Genomic DNA, 12,717 nt, shown 5'->3' with positions numbered 1-12,717 from the left:
CGAGTAAACGTTGCACTTTTTATTGCAATTTATCGTATGAAAAAGCTGAGAATGGACATTTTTGTCCACTCTCAGCTTTTTTCTTCTAACTATTTTCCAGCCAAGCGATAAATCGTTTCAGCATAAATATCCATTGCCTTATACAGATCGTCAATCACAGTTCGTTCATTGGCTTGATGTTCTGTTTGCAAAGCACCAGGGAAAAGTGCACCAAAAGCTACACAATTTGGCATAGTACGAGCAAATGTAGCACCGCCAGAAGACACAGCAGGGCTATCATCATTGGTTTTTTCTTTATAGACAGCCATTAAGGTGCTGACCAATTCACTATCAAGTGGTACATATAACGGTGCAAGATAGTCAAATTCTTCATAACGTAATTGATATTTTTCAGCAATTTGACTTAGTTCTCGTACTAATTTATCTTTGTCAGCAAGAACTGGAATCCGCAAATCAATCCGAATCTCGGACTCGTCTTGATTTATAGTTAGCCCAGAAACATTGAACGACAAGGTTCCTGAAGGCTCATCTGAAATTTCACCAAACAAGCTGCTGCCTGTAGCATCTTCACCAACTGCTTCTGCCATAAATTGAATAGTAGAGTGTTGAACAAGTGGATTTAGCCCCATTGCCAAACGTACAATAGCATTCACTCCCTCAGCTGCATCTTTTGAATGCTTAGGGACACCAATGACTGTTACTGTATCTGCAGTTCGTTCGTATTCAAAAGCCTGTTTTTTCAATTCAACTTCTAATGAATCTGCTAAATTTCCCGTATAGCTTGCTTTTGCAGGTACAACATTAAAGGCTTCTCCTGCTTCAATAGCAAGTTCTTGCGAACCTGAACCATGTAACTTAATCTGCAGCAAACCTTTTTCAGCATAAGTCAGCGGGAAAGAAGAATCCGGTGCAAAACCAAGCGTCGCTGTTTCCTCCAGCTCATTGTAACGAGCCATACAGCGCCACAGAGTTTCTTCGTCTGTACCATAGATGAAACGAATCCGCTTGTTAAATGTCACACCTGCATCCATCAATGCTTTAACAGCATAAAGTGCAGCTAGGGACGGACCTTTATCATCTTGCACCCCACGTCCATGTATCCAACCATCTTTTATAGTTGCTTCAAATGGAGGAGTTTCCCAATCGGACAAATCTCCCACTGGAACAACGTCTAAATGGCAGAGAACGGCCAGGAGTTCTTCTCCCTGACCAATTTCTGCATATCCATAATAGCCTTTAGGATCAATGTAAGTTTTAAAACCTAAACTCCTAGTGAGCTCTAGCATTTTTTCTAAGACGTTTTGAATAGATTGTCCGAAAGGTGTTCCGTTTTCTCCTTCATTAAGAACTGATGGGTAGGAAACGATTGTTTTCAGCGATTCTAAATAATCAGACTTAATTTCTTCGGTTAAAAATTGTTTCATAAAGAACACCTCGTTATTTTCCTATTATAAGAACGTTCCTAAAATAAGAAGTAGAATACTTACTACAAAGATTCCTGCAACTAATTTTGCAACGAATTTCCACCAAGTACCCAAATCAATACGTCCAAGAGCAAGTGCCCCCATAACGATACCAGATGTTGGAGTAACAAGGTTCAAAAGACCAGAAGCAGATTGGTAAGCAGTGATAATCAAGCTTGCTTGCACATTGACAAATTTTCCAAGTGGTGCCATAATTCCCATTGTTGCACTGGCAAGACCAGATGTTGATGGGATGAGGAACGACATTGGTAGATAGAAAATGTAAGTCAATACGATGAATACTTGAGATGATAGACCCTTGAGTCCTACTTCACCCCAGTGAAGGATTGTAGCAGTAATCATACCGTCGTTCATGATAACTTGAATACCACGCGCAACAGCTACGATAAGCGCAACACTTAGAAGATCAGCCGCACCATTGATAAAGACAGTGATAAAGCGGCTTTCTTTCATGCGGTAAACAAAACCAATGATGATACCCATTACCATAAAGAGCATTGCCCCTTCTGGGAAGTACCAGGTACCCAAAGCAGATGTTGAACTACCAATAATCTTACCAATGAACGGAAGTCCAATCAACCATTTATTGAAACTTTCAAAAATAGTTACCTTCAAGTCTGTCCATGGAATGAAACTCATAATCATGAGAACAAAGGTCAAGACAAAGAGTACCAACACTTGTTTTTGTTTCTTGCTAAGAGTGGATTCTACATTAGCAACTGCATCTACATTGAAATGTTTTAAATCTTCTTCACGATGACTGTAAACCAAAGATTTTGTAGGATCTTTTTGAATCTTATCCGCATAACGATAAACGAAATACGTACCAAGTGCTGTCATTACAACAAAGAAGATTAACCGAAGAACGATACCGTCACCAGTACCTACACCTGCTGTCGCAGAAGCTATACCTGTAGCAAATGGATTCAGAGTAGAAGCCAAACATCCAATTTGAGAACCAAGAAGGATAATAGCCACCGCAGTCAAACTATCAAATCCTACTGCCATCATAACTGGCACAAGAAGTGGATAGAAAGCCATGGTTTCTTCACCCATACCATAAGTGGATCCGCCAAGAGCAAACAAAGGCATCAAGACTAAAATCAACATCTTTTCGCGGCCTTTGTACTTCTTCACGATAGAAGCAATCCCTACATCAAGGGCACCTGTTTCGTTGACAACACCAAGGAAACCACCAACCATCAGAATAAAGAAGGCAACATCAATTGCTGCTGATGTTGGTTCTTTCCCAAGCATAGCACGAATCGGAGCCATTAAGACATCCCAAATCCCTTGCGGATTTTGAGCAACAGTCTTATAGGTTCCTGTAATTAGATTACCAGACTTATCAGCATCATATTGACCAGCTGGAATAATCCAGGTCAATACTGCCATAATGGCAATGATAATCATCAAAACGGTATAAGATGACGGCATCTTAAACCCTTTTTTTGCTTTTTCACTCATTTGTTTTCCTCCTAAATGTAACAAATTGTAAAAATTTAACCGAATCCCATTTTCAGAAAGCGCTTCCTTTGACTATATTTTAACATATTCAAATGAAAAATACTAGTCATTTTCAAAAAAATTATCATTTTACAACAGTAAAATAGACTTAAAGAAAGCAAATCTAAAAATAGGAAACACCGACATTGTTTTAAAAAGTTTTATTACAGTCTTAAACTTATAAATGATAACACTCTGTTATCCTTTTTCAATAATCGTTCCGCTTTTAGACTCAATTAAAGCACCTAAGTTTTCAAGAGAAGTAATGACAGCTTCGCCTTCTGGTCGATCATTTACAAAGGCAATAGCTGCTTGCACTTTAGGTAACATACTTCCTGGTGCAAACTGTTCTTGCTTGATGTATTCTTCAAGCTGAGCTACATTAACACGCTCTAACTTAGCTTGATCTGGTTTATTGTAGTTCACATAAACATAGTCAACACCTGTCAAGACAATGAAAAGATCTGCTTCGACCAATTCAGCCAGACATTGTGAAGCAAAGTCTTTGTCAATTACTGCTTCTACGCCGGCAAGATGACCATTGTCTTCCTTGATAACAGGAATGCCGCCACCACCAGCAGCCACAACGACATGTCCTGCATTGATGAGTGTACGAATAGTTTCAATTTCTTTGATTCCAACTGGTTTTGGTGAAGCAACTACTTTTCTCCAGCCACGTCCAGCATCTTCTTTGAAAGTAGCTCCACTCTTTTCAGCTTCTGCTTTTGCTTCTTCCTCTGTGTAGAATGGTCCGATTGGTTTGCTCAAATTTGTGAAAGCTGGGTCGTTTTTGTCAACCACGACTTGTGTCACAACAGAAGCAACTTCTTTTTCAATCCCTTCTTCACGTAAAGCATTTTGAAGAGCATTTTGTAACCAGTAGCCGATACTTCCTTCTGTCATCGCAACGAGCGAATCAAGCGGGAATGCTGGATTTTTTTCAGAATCTGCTGCTAAATGTTGCAATAAAAGATTTCCAACTTGCGGTCCATTTCCATGAGTGATAATCAAGTCATCACCATTTTTAATCAATTTTACAAGATGACTTGCTGTTTCTGCTAATGCTTCTTGTTGTGCTTTAGCTGATGGATCAGATGAAAGGATGGCATTTCCTCCCAAAGCCACAACGATTTTCCGATTTGCCATAAATAATTAGCCTCCTTAGAGTTTTCTCATTATAGTGTTTCAATTTCATTTTAGTAGTCCAAGATAGAATCCAGCTGCAACAAACGTAGGAATGAGGTTAGAATAGCATTGTCTCAGACTACATTTCTCTGAGAGTGACTGCATCAGTAATTATAGTTGTTTGTTCTATCGCCTTTTTCCTCTATTAACATCATACTAAAATGAACACAAGAACTATCAAAAATGAGGACTGGACTAAAGCTATTAGTCGCAGCCCTCATAGCTGTTGGTAAACGGTTTTGGTTTTAAATTATACTTTTGGAATATAAAGGTTACCAAGAGTTGCTGCCATAACTGCTTTAATAGTATGCATACGGTTTTCAGCTTGGTCAAATTGGCGAGCGTATTTGCTGCGGAATACTTCGTCAGTTACTTCCATTTCTTCAACGCCGAATTTTTCAGCAACATCTTTACCATAAACAGTATTTGTATCATGGAAAGCTGGTAAGCAGTGCAAGAAGATCAAATCTTCATTGTCAGCTTTCTTAATCAAATCCATATTTACTTGATAAGGTTTCAACAGTGCAACACGTTCTGCAAATTTGTCTTCTTCACCCATAGATACCCAAACGTCTGTGTAAAGGACATCCGCACCTTTAACAGCTTCATCTGCATTGTCAGTAATTAAGACATGTGCGCCACTTTCTTTCGCATATCCTTCTGCCAATTTCACAATATCTTCAGCTGGGAAGAGTTCTTTTGGAGAAAAGATATGAACATTTACACCGAGGATAGCACCTGTTACAAGGAGACTGTTTGCAACGTTATTGCGTCCGTCACCACAGTAGACAAGAGTCAAGCCTTCCAAACGCCCAAAGTTTTCTTGAACTGTCAAATAGTCAGCTAACATTTGAGTTGGATGCCATTCGTCTGTCAAACCATTCCATACAGGAACGCCTGAAAATTCTGCTAGTTCTTCTACCATACGTTGGCTAAATCCACGGAATTCAATCCCGTCAAACATACGTCCCAATACTTTAGCTGTATCTTCAGTAGATTCTTTCTTGCCAAGCTGAATGTCGTTAGCTCCTAGATATTCTGGATGAGCGCCAAGATCAATCGCTGCTGTTGTGAAAGCTGCACGAGTACGAGTTGAAGTTTTTTCAAACAAGAGAGCAATATTTTTACCTGCTAGGTAGTGATGTTCAATATTGCGTTTCTTCAAATCTTTCAAGTGAGCTGCTAAACCAATAAGGTATTCTAATTCTGCACGTGTAAAATCTTTTTCTGCCAAGAAGCTGCGTCCTTGGAACACTGAGTTTGTCATTCTATTATTTCCTCTTTCTAATCTTAAAGTTCTTCACGTTCAAATGGCATTGACATACAACGAGGTCCACCACGACCGCGAACCAATTCACTTCCGCGAATCTTAATCAAACGAAGTCCGTATTCTTCAAGAATCTTATTTGTAACAACGTTACGGTCATATACCACTACTACACCTGGTGCTATTGTAAGGGTGTTTGAACCGTCGTTCCATTGTTCACGAGCAGCTGCAACAGCATTTCCGCCACCGCAACGAATCAAATGAACTTTATCAATACCAAGATTCTTAGCTAACAATTCAGCCAAATCGCCTTTTTCTTCTGCAATATGAAGTTTTTCATTTTCATAAGTAACAGAGTAAACGCGAAGGTCGCCTTCAATTTCTGGGTGAATCGTGAATTTGTCATAGTCAACCATTGTGAAGACTGTATCTAAGTGCATGAATTTACGATTATTAGCAAATTCAAATGCAATCACTTTCTTAAAGCCAACATTCTTCTTGAAGATATTAACCAAAAGTTTTTCAATAGATGCTGCGTCTGTACGTTGTGAAATACCTACTGCAAGGACATCTTTAGAAAGAACGAGTTCATCTCCACCTTCAATACGAGTTGTTTCTTCACGGTTATAAACCAAGTCAACATTGCCACCATATACTGGGTGGTATTTGAAAATGTATTTACCATAAAGTGTTTCACGATTACGTGTATCTGAGTACATGTGGTTCAATGACACCGCATTACCAATTGTAGCAAATGGGTCACGTGTGAAATAAAGGTTTGGCATTGGGTCAATGGCAAATGGATAGTCTGATTCTACCAAGTCAGTCAGTCCTTTAGCTTCTTCAGGAATTTCTGGCAATTCTGCTTTTTGGAAGCCTGCCATTGTCTTTTCAACCAACTCAAGGTTATCTTCTATACCATGAAGAATGTCGCGAATAGCAACTTTTGTTTGTGCTCCGCGAATATTTGCTTCGTCAAGATATTCTTCAATAAATTCGTTACGAATTTCTGGAGAAATCAATGATTCAGCAGTCAATTTTTCGAGGTAAAGAACTTCAATACCTTCTTTACGTAGAGCGTCTGCGAATGCATCGTGTTCTTTTTGAGCATCTTCCAAGAATGGAATATCGTCAAAAAGTAGACGTTCCAAATGGTCTGGCATCAAGTTTTCCAACTCTTTACCAGGACGATGTAGCATAACTTTTTTCAGTTTTCCTATTTCTGAGAAAACATGAATAGGATGTGTAGACATCTTATGTCCTCCTCTTTTTTTCTTTGTGACTTAAGTTTCCTTAAGTTCTATTTACATGTCATATTGTAATATCTTTTGTTTTCGTTTTCACAATCAATTATACATTTAAAATGCCAAATCCTTTGCTTTTTTTAAAAGAAATTCAGATATTTACCCAAAATAAAACGCTTTCTATAAATATTTTATGCATTTTATTGATTTTATGAATAATTATTTTTTAGAAACAAATGAAGTTTTTGAGGATATTTTTAAATGTTTAGGTTTCTAAATTAAAAAAGGACCAAAAATTGCTTTTTGGACTGCAATTCTGTCCTTCTTTTCTACATATCTTCAAAATACTTTAAAAAGTATTCTTTATTCAAAAAGACGAGTTTCTTTCGATTATATTGAATAATGTTTTCTTCTGTCAATTTTTTCAACACTTGATTAACTGTTTCACGAGTGGTCGCCCCCAACTTGGCTAACTCTTTCATACTAAGGGCAAAAGGAATATCATCTCTATCTTGACAAAAATCAATACATAAAATTGAAATCACTTGGATAACTCGCTCTGTCGCACTCGCTAAAACGGAATTTCGCAAGCGTAATTCATGGAAACGCAAAATATTTGATAACTTATGCGTAATGAATAACATTTGCTCTATAATTTGTTTGGAATAGTATTCATACAAGTCAACAGGAATCGAAAAGTATTCTAAATCCGTCACAGAAATCCCAGAATAATGATAATCTTTATCTTCAAACATGCCACCATAAGGAAACATGGTATTTTCTTTCACATAATCAATGTAATTAAACGAATCTGTCTGATCATACTGCTCAATCCGAACATAACCCTTATAAATCAAAAAAAGTCGCTCTCGCTTATCTCCAGAAAAGAAAATAATTTGCCCTTTTGGCACTTTGCGAAATTGAATTTCAACCGCTATTTTATCAAAATGTTCAACTGGTAAATTTTCAAAAGCAGGATGTTCCCTAATGTAACGATAATGCTCTTTGTTAATCATGATATCCTTGTGATCCTTTTTTACATTCTGTTCTTATTATAACACAAAAGGGCTTCAATCTTAAAGAGAACCCTTACATTTTTCTGAAATTTGTTCTTTTTACAACGTGTCCTTCACCCTATAAATATATGCATCTTAATTCATATTCACTCGATGCCATTCATTGATGACATAGGCCAATTGTCCAACTTGCGTAATACCAACGCCGCTAATCTCATCGCTTTCGGAAGTCGTTCCCCCTAGACCTGCTGTATAAAGGGCAATCAAATAAGGCTTTGCTTCACATACAACTGCGTCTATATTCAGGGCTTCTGCAACGTAACCTGGCTTTTGGTAGATTGGAATATCTCTTACATATCGTTTATAGTATTCGTTTGGAAAAGATTCACCGATATAATACAAAATCTCTTTATACTTCTCCTGATGTTTCCAAAGATAATCCAATACCTGAATATAATAATCCGTCGTTGTTTGATTCTGTTGGTTGATTGTCTTAATCTCGCCCTTTCCTTTTCCATAGCGCTGATACATCGTATAGGCTTTATCCAAGCCACCTAAGCGTTCCGCTAAAGCATAAGCAGGTGTATTTTCAGAATAGAGAAGAGAGTATTCCTGCATCTCAGGAATGTTCATTGTCCCATTAAATGCCGCTACGTAATTATTGTGTTCACCGATATATTCATAGCGAGTATGTGTAATATCAAACCGCTCGGTTAGTGATAAATTTCCCTTTTCTACCTCATCAACGACCAACATATTTAATGGCAATTTGTAAGTTGAGCCTGCTGTCATCGGCTGCGTCTCATTCATAGCATAGGTTTGCCCACTCGTTAAATCCTTATAAGAAAATGCAACTTGTGAATGTTCAATACCCATTTCATCAAGATAAGCCTGTACAACTTGAACCAAATTTAGATTGGCATAATCATAATACAAACCATAGGCACCCATTACCGGCAAATCAGCTTCCATGACCTTCTGCTTTTCTTCCATACTTTTTATTGGAACACGAGTGGCTGGTTTTGACTCTTTTGACGGACTTTTTTTCTTTTCTTGACTAACTGTGTAACTTTTAGCTACCTTCGTATGATGTGGCTTTCTAGCTTGCCCAAAGTGCACAGCACTTAACACCAACACACCACACATCATAAAGCAACCAAGCAAACAAAGAATTATTGTCTTTTTACTCACGCACTTCTCCTAACTTATATACCTCATTATATAGGAAGAATGAAAAAATGACAAGATATGATAAACAGAATCATCAATTATTTTCAACTTCCTTTATTGTATATATACAGTATAAAGTAACAATTCTAGTTCATTTAAAATAAGCCTGAATGGTAGCTTTCACATCCTAAATAGTGTTTTTTAACCATTTAAGACATCAGAACTACCATTTAAGATTAAAATACTCTTTTTCTTGCGTATTTTGAGAAAATAACATTACAAAACGAAAGGAAAACATTATAGTGAATTTTAAAAAATCGTTTGTTCCACAAATAGATGCTAGAGATTGTGGTGTTGCTGCTCTGGCTTCCATTGCTAAATACTATGGTTCAAATTATTCTTTAGCACACTTGAGAGAGCTCGCAAAGACAAACAAAGAAGGGACAACTGCACTTGGAATTGTCAAAGCAGCAACAGAAATGGGCTTTGAAACCCGACCAATCCAAGCAGACATGACATTGTTTGATACAGAAGAGCTTCCCTATCCTTTCATCGCACATGTCAACAAAGACGGCAAGCTTCAACACTATTATGTCGTTTATAAAAACGAGCAAAAGCACTTGCTTATCGGTGATCCTGATCCAACTGTCAAAATAACTAAGATTAGCAAAGAACAATTTACTAAAGAATGGACAGGTGTTGCTATCTTTCTCGCCCCAAAACCTAGCTATAAACCTCATAAGGATAAGAAAAATGGACTTGCTAGCTTTTTACCACTCATCTTTAAACAGCGTTCTTTGATTTTTTATATTGTCTTAGCTAGTTTGCTCGTGACCCTCATCAACATTGTTGGCTCCTATTATCTGCAAAGTGTTTTGGACGAATACATCCCAAATCAGATGAAATCAACTCTTGGGATTATTTCGATTGGACTTATCATTGCCTACATCTTACAGCAAATGATGAGTTTTTCAAGAGACTACCTGCTAACAGTACTCAGTCAACGATTAACAATTGATGTGATTTTGTCTTATATTCGGCATATTTTTGAATTGCCAATGTCCTTTTTTGCGATGAGACGCACTGGAGAGATTATTTCTCGTTTTACAGATGCCAACTCTATTATTGATGCTCTAGCTTCAACTATCCTGTCTTTCTTTCTTGATTTGTTCATTGTGATGATTGTCGGTAGTGTTCTTTTACTGCAAAATGTCAATCTCTTTTTACTCACTTTGCTTGCAATTCCTATCTACGCTCTCATTATTTTTGTTTTTATGAAGCCCTTTGAAAAAATGAACAACGATGTTATGCAAAGCAATGCTATGGTACATTCTGCCATTATCGAAGATATCAATGGAATTGAAACTATTAAATCCTTAACCAGTGAAGAAAGTCGTTACCAGAAGATTGATAGCGAGTTTGTTGATTATCTGGATAAAACTTTCAAATTAAGTAAATATTCCATTATGCAGACCGCTCTCAAACAAGGAGCACAATTTGTTTTGAATGTGGTCATTCTCTGGGTTGGAGCGTCCTTAGTCATGTCTCAAAAGATTTCAATTGGTCAACTGATTACTTTTAATGCACTCCTTTCGTATTTTACAAGCTCGCTTGAAAGTATTATCAATCTTCAAACCAAACTGCAATCAGCTAAAGTTGCCAATCATCGACTGAATGAAGTTTATCTGGTAGAATCCGAATTCAAAACCAAACAAGTCCTTACGGAGAAAAATTTCTTAGCTGGTGATATTACTTTTCATAACGTCTCCTATAAATATGGCTTTGGACGAGATACTTTATCAGATATTAGTTTAACTATCAAGAAGGGAGATAAAATCAGTCTTTTCGGTATTAGCGGTTCGGGAAAAACAACACTTGCTAAGATGATTGTTCATTTTTATGAGCCTTATCAAGGACAAATTCGCCTCAATGGAAATGACCTCAAGACAATTGATAAGAAAGTTCTTCGGCAATATATCAACTACTTACCTCAGCAAGCTTACATCTTTAGTGGTTCCATTCTAGACAACCTCACATTAGGAGCCGATCAAACAGTTTCTCAATCAGATATTCTTCGTGCCTGTGAAATTGCAGAAATTCGTTCAGATATCGAACAAATGCCCATGGGATACCAGACAGAATTGTCTGACGGAGCTGGATTATCTGGTGGACAAAAGCAACGAATTGCACTTGCACGCGCTCTGCTGACGAAATCTCCCATTCTCATTTTAGATGAAGCAACGAGTGGATTAGATGTTTTAACAGAGAAAAAAGTCATTGATAATCTCATGAAATTACCCGACAAAACCATTATTTTTGTTGCTCATCGTCTCAGCATTTCAAAGCGTACAAATCAGATTATCGTCCTTGACCAAGGAAAAGTGACTGAAATTGGTTCTCATACTGAATTGATAGGAAGAAAAGGTTTTTATTATCATCTATTTAATAAATAAGGAGTAAATTATGAATCCCAATCTGTTTAAAAGTGCAGAATTTTATCATCGAAGATACCACAACTTTGCGACTGTTCTCATTCTGCCTTTGGTAGTCTTCGCTCTATTTCTTGTCCTCTTTTCCTTTGTCGGGCAAAAAGAAGTGACTGTCAAATCCATTGGCGAAATCACACCAACGAAAGTCATTGCCATGATTCAGTCAACTAGTGACAATACGGTTCTGACCAATCATTTAGCTGAAAATAAGACCGTCACCAAAGGAGAGCTGTTGGTTCAATATACAAAAAATATAGATTCTTCTCAACAAACAACCATTGAAACGCAACTTGCCACTTACCAGCGCCAAAAAGCAGAATTAGAAACATTAAAAAACAGTTTACAGCAGGGAACAAATCTTTTTACAGGCAAAGATGAGTTTGGCTATGCCAACACATTTAACAATTTTATCAAACAATCAGAAGATTTAACTATCGACATTTCAAAAAATAATTCTGAAGTTAGTAAGCAAGTGTCTTTAACCAATCAAACAATTGCTACTATTGATCAGCAAATGAACGAATTAACAAAACAAATCAATGATTATCATGAATTGTATAATACCATTTCTAGCAATGCCTCAAATTTGCCAAAAAGCAATCCTCATCAAGCAACCTTTAACTTATATAAAAATGAATATCACGTCAAACATGATTCGTCAACTACAAATCAATACTTAGCTCAAATTGATACAAAGATATCCAGCCTAAATTCTTCCATTGCCAATCTAAAGATTCAAAAAGCTGGCACTGGAACTGCGACGACCTATGATAATAGCCTTTCGACTAAGATTGAGGTACTTCGCACACAATTTATCCAAACAGCAGACCAACAGTTAGCAAGTCTTACGACACAAATTACTGATTTGCAAAATCAATTGAACCAAGCAAATGCTCAGCTTCAAAACAATCAGTTAACTGCTCCTGAAACAGGTATTCTTCATATCAGCAGTACGCTCAAAGGAAAGACTTTACTACCAAAAGGAACGGAAATTGCTCAGATTTATCCAGATATTACGAAAACAAAAGAAGTTCTTATCACCTATTACGTTCCTTCAACCTATATGACCAATTTAAAAAAGGGACAAACTTCCCGCCTTACTCTAGAAAAAATTGGAAATCAGACAATCACTATTATCGGTAAAATTAACAGCATTGACACTTCTGCTACTGAAACAAAACAGGAAAACCTGTTTAAAATCACTGCAAAAGCCTCCGTATCTAAAAAAGATAGCCAAATCTTGAAGTACGGTTTGCAAGGACGAGTAACGAGTGTCATTGCGAAAAAATCATTCTTTCATTACTACAAAGATAAACTGTTAAACAACGTTGAATGATCGTTTAAGACGAAATCAAT

General features: G+C 37.1%; 9 protein-coding genes. 2 read left to right on the top strand and 7 right to left on the bottom strand.

The window, feature by feature from the left end:
* Nucleotides 1-89: 89 nt before the first annotated feature.
* The 7 genes from HMPREF2574_RS09830 to HMPREF2574_RS09800 all read right to left on the bottom strand — a co-directional run bounded on the left by HMPREF2574_RS09830 (nucleotide 90) and on the right by HMPREF2574_RS09800 (nucleotide 8,893).
* Nucleotides 90-1,424 carry a dipeptidase gene (locus HMPREF2574_RS09830; protein ID WP_070241585.1) on the bottom strand — a complete coding sequence of 445 codons (1,335 nt, stop codon included), beginning with the start codon at nucleotides 1,422-1,424 and terminating at the stop codon, nucleotides 90-92.
* A gap of 24 nt (nucleotides 1,425-1,448) precedes the next feature.
* Nucleotides 1,449-2,951 (bottom strand): YfcC family protein, encoded by a 1,503-nt coding sequence (locus tag HMPREF2574_RS09825; RefSeq protein ID WP_070812531.1) that lies wholly within the window; start codon nucleotides 2,949-2,951, stop codon nucleotides 1,449-1,451.
* 237 nt (nucleotides 2,952-3,188) lie between these two features.
* The gene (gene arcC / locus HMPREF2574_RS09820) at nucleotides 3,189-4,136 is read right to left on the bottom strand and encodes a carbamate kinase (RefSeq protein ID WP_070812530.1); all 948 of its coding nucleotides are present in this window, start codon (nucleotides 4,134-4,136) and stop codon (nucleotides 3,189-3,191) included.
* 289 nt (nucleotides 4,137-4,425) lie between these two features.
* Complete coding sequence (gene argF / locus HMPREF2574_RS09815) at nucleotides 4,426-5,442, bottom strand: ornithine carbamoyltransferase (protein WP_003028184.1); 1,017 nt, start codon at nucleotides 5,440-5,442, stop codon at nucleotides 4,426-4,428.
* 23 nt (nucleotides 5,443-5,465) lie between these two features.
* A complete protein-coding gene (arcA, locus tag HMPREF2574_RS09810) occupies nucleotides 5,466-6,695 on the bottom strand; it encodes an arginine deiminase (protein ID WP_021001457.1) in 1,230 nt (409 codons plus the stop codon).
* A gap of 320 nt (nucleotides 6,696-7,015) precedes the next feature.
* Nucleotides 7,016-7,702, bottom strand: a complete 687-nt coding sequence (locus HMPREF2574_RS09805) for a Crp/Fnr family transcriptional regulator (protein WP_024051968.1) — start codon at nucleotides 7,700-7,702, stop codon at nucleotides 7,016-7,018.
* 135 nt (nucleotides 7,703-7,837) lie between these two features.
* The gene (locus tag HMPREF2574_RS09800; protein WP_024051969.1) at nucleotides 7,838-8,893 is read right to left on the bottom strand and encodes a serine hydrolase; all 1,056 of its coding nucleotides are present in this window, start codon (nucleotides 8,891-8,893) and stop codon (nucleotides 7,838-7,840) included.
* 281 nt (nucleotides 8,894-9,174) lie between these two features.
* On the opposite strand from HMPREF2574_RS09800, the gene HMPREF2574_RS09795 reads away from it, so the two are divergent.
* Entirely contained in the window at nucleotides 9,175-11,325 is a 2,151-nt protein-coding gene (locus tag HMPREF2574_RS09795; protein ID WP_070812529.1) for a peptide cleavage/export ABC transporter, read from the top strand.
* Between the two features lie 10 nt (nucleotides 11,326-11,335).
* Nucleotides 11,336-12,697 carry a bacteriocin secretion accessory protein gene (locus HMPREF2574_RS09790; RefSeq protein ID WP_070812528.1) on the top strand — a complete coding sequence of 454 codons (1,362 nt, stop codon included), beginning with the start codon at nucleotides 11,336-11,338 and terminating at the stop codon, nucleotides 12,695-12,697.
* The last annotated feature ends 20 nt before the right edge of the window (nucleotides 12,698-12,717 follow it).

The organism is Streptococcus sp. HMSC034E12, from assembly GCF_001835915.1.
Lineage (GTDB): Bacteria > Bacillota > Bacilli > Lactobacillales > Streptococcaceae > Streptococcus > Streptococcus vaginalis.
Note: the sequence above shows the minus strand (reverse complement) of the source record. Positions and strands in the feature narration are given on the sequence as shown.

Coding starts and splice junctions, on each gene's coding strand:
- HMPREF2574_RS09830 (WP_070241585.1), bottom strand. CDS start 1,424: ATGAAACAATTTTTAACCGAAGAAATTAAGTCTGATTATTTAGAATCG.
- HMPREF2574_RS09825 (WP_070812531.1), bottom strand. CDS start 2,951: ATGAGTGAAAAAGCAAAAAAAGGGTTTAAGATGCCGTCATCTTATACC.
- arcC (WP_070812530.1), bottom strand. CDS start 4,136: ATGGCAAATCGGAAAATCGTTGTGGCTTTGGGAGGAAATGCCATCCTT.
- argF (WP_003028184.1), bottom strand. CDS start 5,442: ATGACAAACTCAGTGTTCCAAGGACGCAGCTTCTTGGCAGAAAAAGAT.
- arcA (WP_021001457.1), bottom strand. CDS start 6,695: ATGTCTACACATCCTATTCATGTTTTCTCAGAAATAGGAAAACTGAAA.
- HMPREF2574_RS09805 (WP_024051968.1), bottom strand. CDS start 7,702: ATGATTAACAAAGAGCATTATCGTTACATTAGGGAACATCCTGCTTTT.
- HMPREF2574_RS09790 (WP_070812528.1), top strand. CDS start 11,336: ATGAATCCCAATCTGTTTAAAAGTGCAGAATTTTATCATCGAAGATAC.